Origin of the sequence: Enterococcus sp. C76 (assembly GCF_040886985.1) — a bacterium.
GTDB lineage: Bacteria > Bacillota > Bacilli > Lactobacillales > Enterococcaceae > Enterococcus_B > Enterococcus_B lactis.
The window spans coordinates 361,896-380,346 of sequence record NZ_JBFOEY010000001.1 but is presented as its reverse complement, the minus strand read 5'-3'; the positions used below and the strand labels follow the sequence as shown (position 1 = coordinate 380,346).

Here is an 18,451-nt window from a genome sequence, read left to right as displayed (position 1 = left end):
ACAACAAGGGGGCTGTGACAAAAGTCTTGTCACAGCCCTTTCCTAGTATGTTTTTTCCGAATAAACGGTGTTCCAGAAGTAGCTTCTGTCACAACCTCTCCACTAAACAGTATTCAATCAGATATAGTTTCCAGTGATCGTTTGTGCGTTCTTTAATCCTCCTGGAATCCCTTCATAAAGAATATTTCCACCACCAGATCCACCTTCTGGTCCAAGATCAATGATCCAATCAGCACTTCGGATCACATCTAGATTGTGTTCAATAACAATGACCGTGTTCCCTTTATCCACTAAGTTATTGATAATTCGAATCACATTTTCGACATCTGACATATGCAGTCCTGTTGTTGGCTCATCTAGAATGTATATTTGTCCATTTGTTTTCAATTCATTAGCTAATTTCAGCCTTTGTGCTTCTCCGCCAGACAAGGTATCCATCGGCTGTCCAAGAGTCAGATAACCAATACCACCTTCTTTTAGATTCTCAAGCTTTCGCTGGATCTCTTTCTCATCAAAAAATTCAAGTGCTTCTTCTATGGTCATATCCATAACTTCTACGATATTTTTTCCACGATAACGATAATCCAAAACAGCTGGATCATAACGTTTCCCATGGCAATTTGAACAAACTACCTCTGATTTGTCCATAAAGGATAGATTAAGCTCGATTACACCCGTTCCTTTGCATTCTGGACAAGCCCCTTTAGAATTGTAGCTGAAATATCCAGCATCAACTTGATTTTCTTTACCAAAAGCTTTCCGAATGTTATTCATGATCCCACTGAATGTGGCTGGATTTGACCGTTTGTTCGTATGGATTGGATTTTGATCAATAAGTAGGCTTTCTGGAAAGTCTTTTACAAATACTTGATTGACCAATGTACTCTTGCCAGAACCAGCTACCCCTGAAACAACGGTAAATACACCTTTAGGGATTTCTAAACGAATATTTTTTAAATTATGCAAAGAGCTCTGGCGGCTAATGAAGGTTTCTGAAAATGTCCGTACTTCTTTTTTGATTGGTAATTGATGTCGCAAATAGTTTCCCGTTAACGTACCAGATTCCAGTAATCCATCATAATCCCCAGTATACATGATCTCACCGCCGTGACTTCCAGCATAAGGTCCTACATCCACGATATGATCGGCCACCTTGATGACATCAGGATCATGTTCGACTACCAGAACTGTATTCCCCTCATCCCGGATTTTTTTCAATAAATCATTAAGTAGGTGGACATCTCTAGGATGCAATCCTGTACTTGGCTCATCAAAAATATACATCATATTAGTCAAACTGCTAGCTAATTGCTTCACCATTTTTACTCGCTGTGATTCCCCTCCAGATAAACTCGAGGTCTCGCGTGTCAATGTCATATAGCCTAATCCAATATCAATCAAATCTTGGATACGTTTTTTGATACTGGCAATCAACGGATGACGCTCTTTGTTATCTAACGTTTCTAGTATTTGTAATAGTGAAGATAATTCTTTTGCTGTCAAATCGTATATATTATAACCGTTTATTTTAGAGTTTAGGACTTCGGGTGAGAAACGTTTTCCTTGGCATTCTGGACAAGTATCCATCTTGGTATATGTCTCAAGAACCTTTGCTGTTTTTTTCGTTGTTTCTTTTTCAGTATGGACATTGGTTCGCATGAATCGAGTGACAATCCCTTCATAAGTCACATTCATATCTCCCGCACCTGGTATATTGATTCTCTCTGCTTTTCCATACAATAATCGATCGTATTCTTCTGATGTGTATTCGGAGATTGGTTTGTTTGGATCGAATAAACCAGTCTCTGCATACATTTTCCAATACCAAGTCCCTACCGTGAAATTCGGAAGCAAAATTGCTCCTTCATTTAGTGAGCGTGTCGCATCTACCGCGGCATCGATATTCAATGTTATCGTTTTTCCAATTCCTTGGCAGACAGGGCACATACCTTGAGGATCATTAAATGAATACGCATTGGCATAACCCAATGACGGTTCAGCAAAGCGTGAAAATAAAATTCGAAAAAGTGCCTGGATATCCGTTGCAGTACCTAAAGTGGATCGAGCATTTCCTCCCAGTTTCTTCTGGTTGATCAATACAGCTGTCGATAAATGCTTGATCTCATCAATATCAGGTCTGCTATATTTAGGCAAAAAATTACGTGCAAAACTACTAAAAGTCTCATTCAGCTGTCTGCCTGCCTCCTGTGCAATCGTATCAAAAACGATAGAAGATTTGCCAGATCCTGATACGCCAGTAAAGATAGTAATTTTATTTTTTGGGATACGCAAATCAATGTTTTTCAAGTTGTTTTCTCGTGCATGAATCAATTCAATATACTCTGTCATCCTTGTTTCTCCTTTAAAATCGATTTTTAAACAAATCTATGGCGAACAACGGGCAGTGATAGGGATTTATAGTTTGACAGAAGAAGAAAAGAAAAGCAAGTAATATTTTGTCAAATAAAAAAACTGATACATCCGCATCTCTGCTTCATGTATCAGTTTTTACATTGGATTACACTGCTTCTTCACGTAGTTTTTCCGCAAATTCATTGATTTTGCGTATGCGGTGATTGATTCCCGATTTGGATATCGCACCTGAGGGGATCATTTCCCCTAACTCTTTCAAACTGACTTCTGGATGCTGAAGCCGGAGTTCAGCAATTTCCTGAAGTTTTTCAGGAAGGGCATGCAGACCGACCTTTGCTTCGATCAATTCGATGTTTTCAATTTGTTTAGAAGCCGCATCGATCGTCTTATTCAAATTTGCTGTCTCACAATTAACTAGGCGATTGACCGAATTTCTCATATCCCGTACGATCCGTACGTCTTCAAATCGTAGCATCGAATTGGTTGCACCAATCAGTGTCAAGAAATCAGCAATCTTTTCTGCACCTTTTAAATAGGAAATATAGCCATTGCGTCGTTCAAGCGTTCGAGCATGCAGTCCGTAATAATTCAACATATCGCAAATGTCTTGGTTATGCTGTTCATAAATGGAAAATATCTCTAAATGATAACGGCTTGTTTCTGGATTATTGACTGAACCCGAGGCCATAAAAGCCCCACGTAAATACGAACGCATTTTTTGCGAATTCCCCATGATCTCGTCCGAAACATGTCCATTGAACATCATACCATCCATAATATCAAGATCCATCAACACATCTTTTGTGCCTTGCTTCAAGCGGACGATATAGACATTGTTCTTTTTTAATTTCATTTTTTTACGAACGAGTAGCTCACTTCGTACCTGATAATGATCTTTCAAAAGAGAATAGATACGTCTGGCAATTGCAGCATTTTCTGTTTGGACGTTCAAAATAAACTGCTGGTTCACAATACCTAAAGAGCCGTTCATTCGCAACAAAGCAGCTAATTCTGCTTTCGCATGTTCTCGATGAACTTCCAAACCAGTTAGTTCTTTCTTCACATCTGCAGCAAATGACATCCTATTCTCCTCCTTTCTCCAACAATAAATTGCTTAATATTTTGAACCGAAAACTAATCGGAACAATTCTTCTACCACTTTGTCTCCATCATGGAAGACACCACCGTCTTTCAATTCTAAGAAATCGGTAGAAATCACTCGACAGCCTTCATTTCTCAATCCATGGAAATCATGTGCAACTTGTACTAAGTACTCATCATAGATTTCCGGGTCCATATAATCTTCTGGTACTTTTTCCGTATTAACTAGTACCGTGTCGATAAAGGGCTGCTTCAAATGCTTGTGTAAGACACGTATATGATCGGCATCGGTGAAGTGTTCAGTTTCCCCTTTTTGGGTCATGATATTACAGATATACACGGTTTCAGCAGTTGTATTAATCATAGCTTCGCCAATTTCTGGTATCACTAAATTGGGAAGGATGCTAGTGAATAAACTGCCGGGACCTAAAACGACCATGTCGGCATCCATAATTGCTGAAACGACTTTTCGTGCCGCTTTAGCTTCACTTTTATCATTCGTGTTGCAAACATAGACATGATCGATCGTTTTGCGATCAATCGCAATTTTAGATTCTCCTACTGCAGTCGTTCCGTCTTTAAAGACCGCATGCAAGGTCAAAGGCGTTTCTGAAGAAGGGTAGACGTGTCCATCTACATGCATCATTTTCGCTAATAATTGAATCGCCTCGTATGTGCTTCCTCGCATTTCGGAAACTGCAGCAATGATCAGGTTACCGATCGTATGATTCGCTAAGAACTGATCTTCTTTTTTAAAACGATATTGGAAAATATCTTCATAGAATTGCGGCATATCCGATAACGCTACTAAGACATTTCTCAAGTCACCAGGAGGAGCCATAGCGATCGATTCTCTGATTGCGCCGCTGCTTCCACCATCATCCGCAACAGTCACTACTGCCGTGATATCTGCTCCCTGATTTCGTAAACTTTTTAGAATAACCGGCAGACCCGTGCCACCGCCAACCACTACGATCTTTGGTTTCCTTATCCGGTAGGTTTTCATTTTCACGACCGGTTCACCGTCTCTTTCCTTTTATCCTTGTCCCGATGTGTCACATTGACTTTATATGTTTTTCCTAAAGCATTTGCCAAACGTTCAGTCAACGCCACAGAACGGTGTTGGCCGCCTGTACAGCCGATTGCAACCGTCAAGCTGCTTTTTCCTTCTTTGATATATCCAGGCAATACGGTTTCCAGAAGATCCAAGAATTTATGGTAGAAAGATTGTGTTTCATCAAAGGACATCACATAATCATAGACTGGCTGGTCTTTACCGGTTAGTGGTCTTAGTTCTGGAATATAATGAGGATTTGGCAAAAAACGTACATCCATCACGATATCAGAGTCAATCGGCAACCCATATTTAAAGCCAAATGATACAAATTCAATTCGAAATCCTTGGTCTCCCTTTGACTTGAAAGACTCGTTGATTTTTTCGCGTAATTGTCGTGGTGTCAATGTCGTGGTGTCAATGATCACGGAAGCTTGTGCTTTCAAGTCGTCTAATATTGCCCGCTCTTTACGGATTCCTTCAGTGATCAAACCGTCCATTGCCATCGGATGCGCTCGTCTTGTTTCTTTGTAACGAGCAACTAGTTCTTCGTCCGAAGCATCTAAAAACAAGATAGAAGTGTCGATGAAGTTCGTATTTTCGATTTCAATCAGCATGTTTTGAATTTCTTCAAAGAAGGAACGAGAACGTAAATCTACTCCTAAAGCCATTTTTGTGACTTTACCTGATTCTTTGATCAATTCCCAGAATTTTGGAATCAATCGAGGTGGCATATTATCGATACAAAAATAGCCCATATCCTCAAAACTTTGGATAGCTACTGTTTTTCCTGCACCGCTCATACCTGTTATGATGACTAATTGCAAATTATCTGTCATATTTACGAACCCCTCTCACATTGTACATAATAAAATTATATCATTCCGGGCGTATCATTACCAGCTTTCTTTCTCTTTTACAAAAAGATTTGGACCAAATATCTTTTAGGATATTTGCCCCAAATCCAAGATTTTTCTACTTTTCAGATACTGTATTTAATGCTTCATTTCTTTCAGCTAATGCACGTTCGATCGTCCGATCCGCTAAAATAGATTGAGCATCGATCACTGGGTAATGGTTATCTTCGGCAAATTCATGCATCAAAGATAATTCCGTGCAACCTAGGATAACTTTTTCACAGTTTAATCGCTCTACCGCTTCCTCCAAAATCTCATAGTAGAGTTCTTGATTCAAGTGATCTGACTCTTTGATTTCATGATAGATCAAATAATTGATTTTTTCTTGAAGCGCAGTATCAGGAATCACTGTTTCGAATCCAAGATTTTTGACTTCGCGTTCATAGATTCCAGCTTTCATACTTCCTTCTGTTCCTAGAATCGCTACTCTCCCTGTCGTATGCTGACGGACAAGTTCATTTGCTGCTTCTCTTGGCATATGCAGGATAGGAATATCCGTTGCCGCTTGTAATTCTTCAAAAAAGTAATGTGCTGTGTTACAAGTCAACACAATGAAGTTTGGTCGCAATAAATTTTGTTTCTCAATATCGTCCAGCAGAAACGGCATTGGATTTTCTTCTGATCGATCTAAAATATAAGCTGTACGATCAGGAACTGTTGCATGATTGAATAAGACATAATTCAAATATTCTTGATCTTTTGTAGCTTTCGTTCGGTGGTTGATCAAGCGAACAAAACTTTCTGTCGCCATCGTGCCCATTCCGCCTAAAATACTGAAAAAATTCTCCATGAACTAGCCTTCTTTCACATGAAAATACTTTTTGAATCTTGGAATATAGTTATGGAACATATATTTCATCAACATCCAGCGCTTGATTGACCGATCTTTTTCATAAAATACAGTAGTGCCGTAACGATTTTCTTTGATCATTCGCTCAGCTAGTTTTTTGTCTTCATTTTCCCGAGCATATTCTAAAAAGATTTTTTTGGGCACACCCATCCATAATCTTGCTTTATCTGATTGATTCGTTCCATAGGTCGTTTCAACAAAGGGTTTGTTGAACACTCGATCTTCTGTGACGAAACGAGCCAGATTCAAGCCGTTCAATGTCACAAAGAAACTGCTACGTCCTTGTCTCAAATTGATTTCAAATAATTTATATTCTCCATCTCTAGGATCATACTTCATATCGAAATTGGCAAAGCCGGTATATTCGATTTTTTCCAAAAATGCTTTAATGGTTTGATAGATTTTTTCGTTATAATCTGGCATGATCACAACGTAATTTCCAATCGATGCTGGTGTAGGATCTTCTAACAGTGGATGACCAAGACACATCATCCGAACTTGATGATCTTCATCTACATACGCATTTAGCACACGCATATTACTATCATCACCCGGGATAAAATCTTGTACGATCATTTCACTAGTATAACCGGCTTCATAGATCCGACCTAAGATCAAATCAAACTCTTCTCTCGTTTCTAGAATAAACGCTTTTTTTCTTCCTTCAAATTGAACAGAAAGGTACTCCACACTGTTTGCGGGTTTCAAAGCAACCGGGAATTCAAAAGGCAATTCCTGTTCTAAGCGTCCATTTACTAACATTTCTTCTCTGACAATCAATGTTTTAGGATACGGAAGATCATATTCTTCACAAACTTCATAAAAGCTTACTTTATTGATCAGTCTTTCAAATAAAGAATAATCAATATACGGACAGATAAAATATTCTGACAGCTCTTGCTTATGTTGAGAGATCAATTCTGCATACCCATCACCACAAGCGATCAAAAGATATTTTTTACTCTTATCAGAATATCTTTCTTTTGCCAAACGAAGCATCGTCTCGATAAATACAGGGTCTTTATCAAATCCTGGAATGACTTCTACATTGACGATTTTACTGTAGCGGGTAGGGGCTAATTGATCAGAAGCATATGCTTGGCAGACTTTGCCGTATGCTTCATTAAAAGAACGTGCCATACCATAAACGTTCATGTCGCTTCCTAATAATATAGGGATAAATTCTTCATTTTCAATACTGTTCATCATTATCTCTCACTTACTCATAATCTCTTGTTTTTCTTTTCTAACTACACAAGGAATATCATACCATAAAGAAAAAAGCAATCAAAGGAAACTCCTCCGATTGCTCAATTCTTTTTTGAACGGATTGAACTTATAGGAAGTTTTTATCTATACCAATCAGTGTAGAAAGAACTACCATGTAATGATTCTAGAACACTGGTATTAAGAAAACAAGCAAAAATTCATTTTTTTATGTTTTTTTAACTATCTCAGCAATCTTTCTTCTTTATACCATTATTTTTTTCAAATAGTGACCTGTATAGCTTTCTTTTACATCAATGATTTCTTCTGGAGTTCCAGTCGCAAGGATCGTTCCTCCGCCTTCTCCGCCTTCTGGTCCTAAATCAATGATATGATCGGCTGTTTTGATTACATCTAGATTGTGTTCGATCACTAAAACTGTGTTACCAGCGTCTACTAATCTTTGTAACACTTGCAGCAAACGGGCGATATCGTCGCTATGAAGACCAGTCGTTGGTTCATCTAATATATAGAAATTCTTTCCATTAGAGATTTTGTGTAATTCACTGGCAAGTTTCATCCGTTGCGCCTCGCCACCGGACAATGTCGTTGCTGGTTGCCCCATCGTCACATACCCTAAGCCAACATCAACGATCGTTTGCAGTTTGCGATGGATCTTTGGAATATGCTTGAAGAATTCTACAGCATCTTCTACCGTCATTTCCAAAACATCTGCAATGCTTTTTCCTTTGTAATGTACTTCTAATGTTTCAGAGTTATATCGTTTGCCATGACATACTTCACAAGGAACATAGACATCAGGCAAAAAGTGCATTTCGATCTTAATAATCCCATCCCCGCGACACGCTTCACAACGACCGCCTTTTACGTTGAAACTAAAACGACCTTTCTTATATCCCCGCATTTTTGCCTCGTTTGTTTGAGCAAATAACCCACGGATATCATCAAAGACACTCGTATAAGTCGCTGGATTACTTCTCGGCGTCCGTCCGATTGGGCTTTGATCGATGTCGATGATCTTTTCGATACTTTCGTAGCCGGAAATTGTCTTGAATTTACCTGGCTTGGCAGAATTCTTATTTAATTTCTGCGCTAATGATTTCTTTAAGATACTATTGACCAATGTACTCTTTCCAGAACCAGACACACCTGTTACTGCTACAAATTCTCCTAAAGGAAATTCGACACTGATATTTTTCAGATTGTTTTCTGAAGCACCAGTAATCTTGATTGCTTTCCCATTACCTTTACGGCGTTCTTTTGGCACCGGGATCGATTTTTTCCCTGAAAGATATTTCCCTGTCAAAGAATTTTCATCATTAGCTACTTCTTCAGGAGTACCTGCAGCAACGATTTGTCCGCCTTGTTCCCCTGCTCCAGGTCCGACGTCAATCAGATAATCTGCTGCCCACATCGTATCTTCATCATGTTCGACCACAACGAGTGTATTGCCAAGATCACGCATTTTCTTCAATGAGCCAATCAGTCGATCATTATCGCGTTGATGCAATCCGATCGATGGTTCATCTAAAATATACAGAACTCCAGAAAGATTCGATCCAATTTGCGTAGCCAATCTGATTCGCTGTGCTTCTCCTCCAGATAACGTTCCCGAAGCACGACTCAAGGTTAGATAGTCTAATCCGACATTTTCTAAGAATGAAAGTCTGTCATTTACTTCTTTTAAAATCGGTTTGGCAATCACTTTTTCTTGTTCAGATAATGTAAGGTTTGAGAAGAAGTCTACTGCTTTTTGGATAGACAATTCATTTGTTTGCCCAATATTCGTTCCATTGATTTGAACAGATAATGCTTGAGGATTCAAACGATAACCTTTACACGTCTGACAAGTCAATTCGGTCATATAAAGACGCATTTGCTCACGCGTGAAATCACTGTTCGTATCATGATAACGACGTTCGATATTTTTCAATACTCCTTCGAAAGTTGTTTCTACATCGCGAACGCCACCAAAATCATTTTCATAATGGAAATGGAAAAGTTCATCTGTCCCATTTAAGATGATCTCCTGATGTTCTTCCGGTAATTCTTCGAATGGTGTATCCAAATCGATACCGAAACTTTCGCAAGCCTGCGCTAACATTTGAGGATAATATTGAGAGCTGATTGGGTTCCATGGAACGATTGCACCTTGACTAAGCGTCTTCGTTCTATCTGGAATGACTAAATCTTGATCGACTTCTAATTTGACGCCTAAACCATCACAGTCTGGACAAGCTCCAAAAGGCGCATTGAAGGAGAATAGTCTTGGTTCTAGTTCACCAACAGTAAATCCGCAATAAGGACAAGCATAGTGTTCACTAAACAACATTTCTTCTTCGCCAATCACATCAACCAAAGCATAGCCATCTGCCAGTCGCAAGGCTGCCTCTAAAGAATCAAATAGACGAGAACGAATCCCTTCTTTCACAATGATCCGGTCGATGACGATCGCGATATCATGTTTTTTATTTTTCTCCAGTTCAGGCACTTCACTTAAATCATAGATTTCACCATCGACTCGAACGCGGACGTATCCCTCTTTTTGGATTCTTTCGAATATTTTTTTATGTTGTCCTTTTTTCTTTACCACGATCGGTGCCAATACTTGGATCTTTGTGCGCTCAGGCAAATCCATTACTTGATCTGCCATTTGATCTACTGATTGACTGGTAATCTCGATATGATCGTTGGGACAAATCGGATGTCCTACACGAGCAAACAACAAGCGTAAATAGTCATTGATTTCCGTCACAGTACCTACTGTCGATCGAGGGTTTTTACTTGTTGTTTTCTGATCAATAGAAATCGCCGGACTCAATCCGTCGATGCTGTCTACATCTGGTTTATCCATTTGACCTAAAAACTGGCGGGCATACGCAGAAAGACTTTCTACGTATCTCCGCTGTCCTTCGGCATACAGTGTATCAAATGCTAAGGAACTTTTTCCAGAACCGGACAAACCTGTAACGACCACGAATTTGTCTCGTGGAATCGTGACATCTATATTTTTCAAGTTATGGGCACGTGCACCATGAATCGTAATTTTATCGTTAGCCATGTTGTCCTCCTACTTCGAAGCTTTTAATTCTAAAATCATATCTCGCACATTAGCGGCTGTTTCAAAATCCAAAGCTTTTGCCGCATCTTTCATTTCTTTTTCTAATTTCATCAATAACGTGTCTTTTTCTTCCTTCGTCATTTCTTCGTACGAGACTTGTACCGCTTCTTTTGTATCATCTTCCGATTCTTTCGTAATAGAAATCAAATCTCGGATTTCTTTAATGATCGTTTTTGGAACGATCCCATGTTCTTCATTGTACTTCTGCTGAATTGTACGACGTCTTGACGTTTCATCCATCGCTAAACGCATAGAATCCGTCACCTTGTCTGCGTACATGATTACTTTACCTTCTTCATTACGAGCAGCTCGCCCAATCGTTTGGACTAAGGAACGTTCGCTACGTAAAAAGCCTTCTTTATCTGCATCCAAGATAGCAACAAGGGAAACTTCAGGTACATCTAATCCCTCACGAAGCAAATTGATTCCGACTAACACATCAAATTCGCCTAATCGTAGATCTCGAATGATCTCTGTTCGTTCCAACGTTTTGATGTCGCTATGCAGATATTTGACTTTGATTCCTAATTCTTTGAAATAATCTGTGAGGTCTTCTGCCATTTTTTTCGTCAATGTCGTTACAAACACCCGTTGATCTTTTTCGACCCGTTCATTTATTTCGCCTACTAGATCATCGATTTGTCCCATGATTGGGCGGACTTCGATTACTGGATCAAGCAGCCCTGTCGGACGGATGATTTGTTGGATAACGGTATCTGTTTGTTCATATTCATATGGTCCTGGTGTCGCAGAGACATAAATGATCTGATTGACATGTTTTTCAAATTCTTCTAGACGAAGCGGCCGATTATCTAAAGCAGATGGCAAACGGAAACCGTAATCTACTAGCATCTGTTTTCTCGCTCGGTCGCCATTATACATTCCTCTGATTTGAGGCATGGTCACGTGCGATTCGTCAGCCACGATCAAAAAATCTTCAGGAAAGAAATCCAATAGCGTATAAGGCGGTTCGCCTTCTTTACGTCCGTCCATATGCCGGGAATAATTTTCGATTCCTGAAGTGTAGCCCATTTCTAACATCATTTCAATATCGTAATTGGTTCGCTGTTCTAAACGTTGAGCTTCTAGAAGTTTGTTTTCATTTCGTAAAACAGCTAAACGCTGCTCTAATTCTGCTTTGATATTCGCTACGGCATGCTCCATATGTTCGTCATTCGTCACAAAGTGAGTTGCCGGAAAGATTGCTACATGTTCCGTTTCTCCTAAAACTTCACCTGTCAGCGCATTGACTTCTCGGATACGTTCGACTTCATCTCCAAAAAACTCCACTCGTAAGGCACGTTCATCTCTTGAAGCCGGGAAAATCTCCACGACATCACCACGCACTCGAAAACGACCGCGCTGAAAATCTATATCATTTCTTTCGAACTGGATACTGACTAAGTCACGAATCAACTGGTTGCGATCTAATTCTGCTCCTTGTCGAATCGAAACGACTTGTTTTTGATACTCAAAAGGCGAACCTAATCCAAAAATACATGAAACGGATGAAATGACGATCACATCATTTCTTTCTAATAATGAACTAGTAGCCGAATGTCGTAATTTATCGATCTCATCATTTACACTTGAATCTTTTTCGATATACGTATCGCTTGAAGGCACATAAGCTTCAGGCTGATAATAATCATAATAAGAAACAAAATATTCAACAGCATTGTTAGGGAAAAATTCCTTGAATTCCCCGTACAGCTGACCAGCCAATGTTTTGTTATGGGCAATAATCAGTGTTGGTTTATTCACTTTCTCAATAAGATTGGAAATCGTATATGTTTTCCCTGTTCCAGTCGCACCTAATAAAATTTGTGCTTTTTTCCCGCCGACTACGCCATCCACTAATTGGTTAATCGCTTCAGGCTGATCACCAGCCGGTTGGTATTTCGAGACAAGCTCAAAGCGTCGGGAGGTATCTCTTTCAATCATTCTTTGTCCTCCTTTTCATTCATTCCTTTTCATTTTACGACCAATAAAAAGAAAAGGAAAGCAAAGGCATTCCTTACTAAAAAATTATACCACACCGAACATACTTTCGCCACTTTTTTCTCTCATCGCCCATGTTACATTTTATAACATAGAATGTTAGAAACTCGCATTTTTTTCATTTTTTCGAGCCTACAGTCTTGTCTGATTCAGCACTTTTCGCCTATAATAATAAAATATTGGAAATTTAGGAGGTTGATTATGAAAAGAAAGCATTTATTTCACTCATTTGTTTTCTTAATGACAGGACTTGTGACACTTGCGTTTGGTCATGTTGCACAAGCTGACAACACTACAACGGCAGAGTCAAGCACAAGCGAGACAATGCAAAAAATAGAGCCCAAAAAAGACGTATACGTAATTGCCAGCGACTCTGCTTTTGCTCCATTTGAATTTCAAAACGCAAACGGTGAGTACGAGGGCATCGATGTAAAATTGATGGAAAGCATCGCCAAGCTGCAAGGATTCAACATCCGAATGGACTATCGTGGATTCTCCGCTGCTTTGCAAGCTTTAGAATCAGGACAAGCAGACGGGATGATTGCCGGAATGACGGTAACGGACGAAAGAAAGAAAAGCTACGATTTTTCTGATTCTTACTTTGACAGCGGAATTCAATTAGCTGTCAAAAAAGGCGACACTTCGATCAAGTCTTATGAAGATTTGAAAGGAAAAACAGTCGGAGCAAAAGTTGGAACCGAAAGTGCAGAATTTTTAAGCGATCATGAATCTGAATACGGCTATTCTATCAAATATTTTGATGCTGCCGATCAATTGTATGACGGGTTGAAAGTTGGCGCAATCGATGCCATGATGGATGATTATCCAGTAATTGGTTATGCGATCAAACAAGGACAAGAATTGGAAACACCGATTGAAAAAGAATCTGGCGGAAAGTATGCATTTGCCGTCAAAAAAGGACAAAACCCTGAACTTCTTAATATGTTCAATGAAGGATTGAAAGAATTAAAAAGAACAGGCGAGTACGATAAGATCATCAAAGAATATGTAGCAGATGGTTCAGAATCTTCTAGTGATTCTTCCGCAGCTGATGAATCGACATTTCTTGGACTTATCCAAAACAACTATCAAGCATTGTTAAAAGGACTTTGGCGAACGATTCTCTTGACTTTGATCTCCTTTGCTTTAGCTATAGTGATCGGTGTGATTTTTGGATTATTCAGTGTAGCACCAATACGCGCGCTTCGCACGGTTGCTAGCATTTATGTCGATATCATCCGTGGGATTCCGATGATGGTTCTTGCATTCTTTATTTTCTTTGGATTGCCTGGTATCGTTGGATTTACGATCCCCGACTTCATCGCTGGTGTTATCACCTTGACTCTTAACGCAAGTGCTTATATCGCAGAGATTGTTCGAGGCGGAATCAATGCCGTTCCTGTCGGACAAATGGAAGCTTCTAGAAGTCTGGGTCTTTCTTATAATCGGACGATGCAAAAAATCATTTTACCACAAGCGATACGCATCATGATTCCATCATTCGTGAATCAGTTCGTTATCTCATTGAAAGATACAACAATCATTTCCGCAATCGGTGTAGTCGAATTGCTACAAACTGGTAAGATCATCGTTGCACGTACGACACAAAGTACGTATGTTTATTTGATCATCGCGATCATGTACTTGATCTTGATCACAGCATTGACAAAATTAGCGAAAGTTTTAGAAAAGAAGGTGAAGTAAGATGGCAGAAAAAATCTTAGTTGAGCATCTAGTCAAAAAATACGGCGATAACACAGTATTAAACGACATCAACGTATCCATCAACGAAGGAGATGTCGTCTGTATCATCGGCCCTTCAGGTTCAGGAAAAAGTACATTCTTACGTTGCTTGAATCGTTTAGAAGAACCTTCTGACGGTGAGATCATTATTGACGGCGCCCACTTGATGGATAAAAGCACAGATATCAACTTGGTGAGACAACATATTGGAATGGTATTCCAGCACTTTAACCTATTCCCTCATCTTTCTATTTTGGAAAACATCATTTTAGCACCGATGGATCTGAAGAAAGAATCCAGAGAAGAAGCAGAGAAAAAAGCAATCAAATTGCTACAGACAGTTGGTCTAGAAGATAAAAAAGATATGTATCCTGAAATGCTTTCCGGTGGACAAAAACAGCGTGTAGCTATCGCTCGTGCTCTAGCGATGAATCCTGACATCATGCTTTTTGATGAGCCTACTTCTGCACTCGACCCTGAAATGGTCGGTGATGTCTTGAACGTCATGAAAAAATTGGCAGAACAAGGTATGACGATGGTTATCGTTACGCACGAAATGGGGTTCGCTAAAGAAGTAGCCAATCGCGTCATGTTCATTGACGACGGAAACTTTTTAGAAGATGGAACGCCTCAACAAATCTTTGAAAATCCGCAAAATGAACGGACAAAAGATTTCTTGAACAAAGTATTAAATATTTAAATTTACTTCTATAGACTGAGACAAAGTCACTGAAAACAGGTACCTCCAAAAGATTGATGTATGAAGTTACAAAGAAATACACCTATCTCTTGGAGACCTATTTACTTGACTTATGTTTCAGCCTTTTTATTTTTCCGTGATAACACTATATTTTTGTTGCACGAATTCCATCAAGTATACATATAGAACAATCATTCCACATAGAATGCACACATGGAACATACCAAACTCAGCCCTCGTACCCGAATTGATCCTAAAAGTTGAAGCATTTGTATTAAATATTTTAGGATATAGATATAACAAAATATTCTTGAGATCATATTTTCCTAGTGGTGGCAAAAAAAGAAAATAGCTTCCTAAAAGACATAGGGTGATGAAAGAATTCTTTACGACTGTTGTAAAATAATAACAAACTAAAAAGGAAAGAAATGCGAACCCCAATAGGACACTCAATTGAAGCGGCGCTTTCTCAAGATAAGATATTTGCCTAATTAACGCTTCATCGATTTGTGTCGATTTGTCAGCCTGAACAAAAAATCTTGAAAAAGACTGCAACGTCAAAAATAAACTGAGAGAAGCGAGTATAAAAATAGTCAAACTAAGAAACCCCGCTCCTATCTTATGACGATTGATTTGCCATTGAGAATCCAAACAGCGCCTGATTTTCGTTGTATGGTATTTGATATCTGCATTTGCTATTATTATCCCGTATACCCCCGAAAAAAAAGGAAAGAGAACAAAAAACGAAGAAGACAATAATTGATTGACCCCGTTTTGGACATTTAAAGCAGCAAAACTGGAATGATAAGCAACGTAATGATATTTCAACGGATTGTCAACTATTTCAGTATTTTGGTTCATACTGATAGAAAAAGGTTGTTCAAGTATTTCTTGGATCGTTTCACCCCTTGCCAAGGCTTCCTCTACATAATATTGGAAATGACGAAGATGACTTTGAATGAGCATTACTTGAGAAACGAACATCAAAGTAGAAAGCAACAATATTATTGAAAGAAAAAGGTAAAATATTTTCGAACGTCTTTGATAATAAAATTCAAAAAGCATTTTTACCTCCTTTTTGTTGAAATAAAAAAGCTGCGTAGATCCTCGGACGTGATAGGTTCTATTTTTCCGTTTTTTACATTTAATAACTCATCAGCCATTTCCAAGTAATATTCTTCATGACCACTTAAGATGACTGTAGCTTCTTTTTTCAGCTGAACTAAGCAATAAAGTAGCACTTTTCGATTCTTTTGATCTAATCCATTCAACACTTCATCTAATAAAACAACTCGGGGCGCAAGCAACAATAGCAATAGCAGCGAAAGTATCTTTTTTCTCCCAGAGAATAGTTCTTAACTTTCACATACGATAAAAATGAAAGGGGTAAAAAATCGATTTTTTGTTTAGAGATTAGTTCTTTTATTTGCCGATTTCTTGTCAGTAAAATCAGATTATCTAATCCAGTTAGATTCAAGTAAAACGGGGTGGAGTCAAAAACACAAAAACAACTACCTGTTTTTTCAATCGTTCCAGAGTAGCTATCAATACCGACAATGCAGCGAAATAAAGTGGTTTTGCCAATGCCATTATCCCCATAAAGATAATAGATTTTATTTTGATCAAATGTGAATGACAGATGATCAAATAAGATTTTTTGCCCAAATCGTTTAGAAAAATCAATAAGTTTCATAGACAAACTCCTGAATAGATTAGTACTATGTAGAACCACCATTACCATGTACTCCTACCATATACTTTTTTAACTTTTTCAATCAAAATGAACTAATTCAATCAATCGACTTTTTTTATTTATTTATATTTTACCAAAATATAGTAATGGCTCATTATCAACTTTTTATCAATATAGAAAGTGATAGCCATCCCCTTATTTCATTTCCTAGATCCCTTTTTCCCCGCCCTAATAAACGCTATTGAAAACTAGCATTACTAAGTGTTAATACATAAAAAAATAAAAGACTTACCAATTTTTTCTAGAAATAGAAATTTTTGGTAAGTCTTTTTGACACTTGTGTTTTTTACTAGAAAAGCTACTTCCGCTTTTTCCCGCCAAAAGCATCTTTGAATTTATCGAAGAAACCATCTTCTTGTTGTTCTTCTACTTTGATGCCGCCAGCTTCAGCGAATGCACGTAACGCTTCTCTTTGTTGTTCATTTAGATTTTTCGGCGTGATCAGTTTTACTTTGACATGTTGGTCGCCCGTTGCACCACCACGTAACTTCGGAGCGCCTTTTCCACGTAAACGGAAGTTCGTACCTGTCTGTGTACCAGCAGGAATCTTCAGTTTCACATCTCCATGGACAGTTGGTACTTGGACTTCATCGCCCAAAGCTGCTTGTACAAAACTTAAAGGCAATTCATAGTAAATTTCAGAGCCTTCACGGTCAAAGATATCACTTTCTTCTACACGGAAGACCACATACAAATCACCAAATGGTCCGCCGTTTTCTCCGGCTTCTCCTTGACCAGCTAGACGCATTTGTTGTCCTTCTTCTACCCCAGCTGGTACATTCACTTTGACTGAGTGAGCTTTCTTCTCATGACCTGAGCCATGACAGGTTGGACAAGGTTCTTTGATTTCTTTTCCTGTCCCATGACAAACATCACAAGTTTGACGGCTCATCACTCGTCCAAGCGGTGTTTGGCGTTCTACATTGATCGTACCTGCACCATGGCATTTATGACAAGTAGTTGGTTGCGTACCTGGTTTTGCCCCATTTCCGCCACAAGTATGACAGATCTCTTCCCGATTGTACTTGATTTCTTTCTCTACGCCAAAAATTGCTTCTTCAAAAGATAAGTCGATCGTATATTGCAAATCAGCACCTTGACGAGGCGCATTGGGATCGACTGAACGACCGCCTCCTCCAAAGAAAGAATCGAAGATATCTTCAAAACCACCGAATCCGCCGCCAGAGAAGCCGCCGAATCCACCAAATCCGCCACCAGCTCCACCAGCACCGTAATTTGGATCTGTACCTGCATGCCCGTATTGGTCATATGCAGCGCGTTTTTGCGGATCACTTAAAATTTCATAAGCTTCTGATACTTCTTTGAATTTTTCTTCCGCATCAGGTTCTTTATTGATATCAGGATGGTATTTTTTTGAAAGCTTACGATAAGCTTTCTTTATTTCATCTTCTGATGCTCCTTTTGAGAGCCCTAAGACTTCATAATAATCACGTTTTGTTGCCATAGGCTTTCCTCCTATTGGTTATCATCATTTTCACGTCGCTTGTTATCATATCATATTTTGTTTGAAACAAAAACCGATACTTCAAACTATTTTTCAAAAGAAAAAGCCAAAGTAGCAACTTTGGCCTTCTCTCGAAATTCAGTGAA

The 18,451-nt window shown here is 38.9% G+C and carries 12 protein-coding genes and 1 pseudogene; 2 read left to right on the top strand and 11 right to left on the bottom strand.

Annotated elements, in window-relative coordinates; all coding sequences use genetic code 11:
* Positions 1-117: 117 nt before the first annotated feature.
* The 8 genes from AB3I00_RS01890 to uvrB form a co-directional block, all read right to left on the bottom strand.
* On the bottom strand, positions 118-2,349 hold the full coding sequence (locus AB3I00_RS01890; RefSeq protein ID WP_104764119.1) for an excinuclease ABC subunit UvrA: 2,232 nt from the start codon (positions 2,347-2,349) through the stop codon (positions 118-120).
* 169 nt (positions 2,350-2,518) lie between these two features.
* Entirely contained in the window at positions 2,519-3,454 is a 936-nt protein-coding gene (gene whiA, locus AB3I00_RS01885; RefSeq protein WP_002289698.1) for a DNA-binding protein WhiA, read from the bottom strand.
* Positions 3,455-3,487: 33 nt separating this feature from the next.
* Positions 3,488-4,486: a YvcK family protein gene (gene yvcK, locus AB3I00_RS01880; RefSeq protein WP_002316327.1), complete on the bottom strand. Its 999-nt coding sequence runs from the start codon at positions 4,484-4,486 to the stop codon at positions 3,488-3,490.
* Positions 4,483-5,367, bottom strand: coding sequence for an RNase adapter RapZ (gene rapZ, locus AB3I00_RS01875; protein WP_002292102.1), 885 nt, complete (start codon positions 5,365-5,367; stop codon positions 4,483-4,485). Before rapZ ends, yvcK begins: the two co-directional genes overlap by 4 nt.
* A 136-nt stretch (positions 5,368-5,503) precedes the next feature.
* Entirely contained in the window at positions 5,504-6,235 is a 732-nt protein-coding gene (locus tag AB3I00_RS01870; RefSeq protein ID WP_002329316.1) for an aspartate racemase, read from the bottom strand.
* A gap of 3 nt (positions 6,236-6,238) precedes the next feature.
* Entirely contained in the window at positions 6,239-7,504 is a 1,266-nt protein-coding gene (locus AB3I00_RS01865) for a D-aspartate ligase (RefSeq protein WP_368024673.1), read from the bottom strand.
* A gap of 262 nt (positions 7,505-7,766) precedes the next feature.
* Positions 7,767-10,583 (bottom strand): excinuclease ABC subunit UvrA, encoded by a 2,817-nt coding sequence (gene uvrA / locus AB3I00_RS01860; RefSeq protein WP_002314835.1) that lies wholly within the window; start codon positions 10,581-10,583, stop codon positions 7,767-7,769.
* Positions 10,584-10,592: 9 nt separating this feature from the next.
* The gene (gene uvrB, locus AB3I00_RS01855; RefSeq protein ID WP_123837849.1) at positions 10,593-12,587 is read right to left on the bottom strand and encodes an excinuclease ABC subunit UvrB; all 1,995 of its coding nucleotides are present in this window, start codon (positions 12,585-12,587) and stop codon (positions 10,593-10,595) included.
* A 258-nt stretch (positions 12,588-12,845) separates the two neighbouring features.
* Between uvrB and AB3I00_RS01850 the strand changes: the two genes are divergently transcribed.
* Both AB3I00_RS01850 and AB3I00_RS01845 read left to right on the top strand, forming a co-directional pair.
* Positions 12,846-14,348 carry an amino acid ABC transporter substrate-binding protein/permease gene (locus AB3I00_RS01850; protein ID WP_002292110.1) on the top strand — a complete coding sequence of 501 codons (1,503 nt, stop codon included), beginning with the start codon at positions 12,846-12,848 and terminating at the stop codon, positions 14,346-14,348.
* Position 14,349: 1 nt separating this feature from the next.
* Positions 14,350-15,087, top strand: a complete 738-nt coding sequence (locus tag AB3I00_RS01845; RefSeq protein ID WP_002292113.1) for an amino acid ABC transporter ATP-binding protein — start codon at positions 14,350-14,352, stop codon at positions 15,085-15,087.
* A gap of 126 nt (positions 15,088-15,213) precedes the next feature.
* Here AB3I00_RS01845 and AB3I00_RS01840 read toward each other — a convergent pair whose 3' ends face one another.
* From AB3I00_RS01840 to dnaJ, 3 genes and pseudogenes are all read right to left on the bottom strand, one after another.
* A complete protein-coding gene (locus AB3I00_RS01840) occupies positions 15,214-16,152 on the bottom strand; it encodes a hypothetical protein (RefSeq protein ID WP_368024672.1) in 939 nt (312 codons plus the stop codon).
* Positions 16,153-16,154: 2 nt separating this feature from the next.
* Positions 16,155-16,780 (bottom strand): annotated as a pseudogene (locus AB3I00_RS01835) (ATP-binding cassette domain-containing protein).
* A 358-nt stretch (positions 16,781-17,138) separates the two neighbouring features.
* A complete protein-coding gene (dnaJ, locus tag AB3I00_RS01830) occupies positions 17,139-18,305 on the bottom strand; it encodes a molecular chaperone DnaJ (RefSeq protein WP_002292130.1) in 1,167 nt (388 codons plus the stop codon).
* Positions 18,306-18,451: the final 146 nt, after the last annotated feature.

Bases quoted from the DNA above. Each gene is read 5' to 3' on its own strand.
- AB3I00_RS01845 (WP_002292113.1), top strand. From the start codon at position 14,350: ATGGCAGAAAAAATCTTAGTTGAGCATCTAGTCAAAAAATACGGCGAT.
- uvrA (WP_002314835.1), bottom strand. From the start codon at position 10,583: ATGGCTAACGATAAAATTACGATTCATGGTGCACGTGCCCATAACTTG.
- whiA (WP_002289698.1), bottom strand. From the start codon at position 3,454: ATGTCATTTGCTGCAGATGTGAAGAAAGAACTAACTGGTTTGGAAGTT.
- AB3I00_RS01890 (WP_104764119.1), bottom strand. From the start codon at position 2,349: ATGACAGAGTATATTGAATTGATTCATGCACGAGAAAACAACTTGAAA.
- AB3I00_RS01840 (WP_368024672.1), bottom strand. From the start codon at position 16,152: ATGCTTTTTGAATTTTATTATCAAAGACGTTCGAAAATATTTTACCTT.
- AB3I00_RS01865 (WP_368024673.1), bottom strand. From the start codon at position 7,504: ATGATGAACAGTATTGAAAATGAAGAATTTATCCCTATATTATTAGGA.
- dnaJ (WP_002292130.1), bottom strand. From the start codon at position 18,305: ATGGCAACAAAACGTGATTATTATGAAGTCTTAGGGCTCTCAAAAGGA.
- AB3I00_RS01850 (WP_002292110.1), top strand. From the start codon at position 12,846: ATGAAAAGAAAGCATTTATTTCACTCATTTGTTTTCTTAATGACAGGA.
- uvrB (WP_123837849.1), bottom strand. From the start codon at position 12,587: ATGATTGAAAGAGATACCTCCCGACGCTTTGAGCTTGTCTCGAAATAC.
- AB3I00_RS01870 (WP_002329316.1), bottom strand. From the start codon at position 6,235: ATGGAGAATTTTTTCAGTATTTTAGGCGGAATGGGCACGATGGCGACA.
- rapZ (WP_002292102.1), bottom strand. From the start codon at position 5,367: ATGACAGATAATTTGCAATTAGTCATCATAACAGGTATGAGCGGTGCA.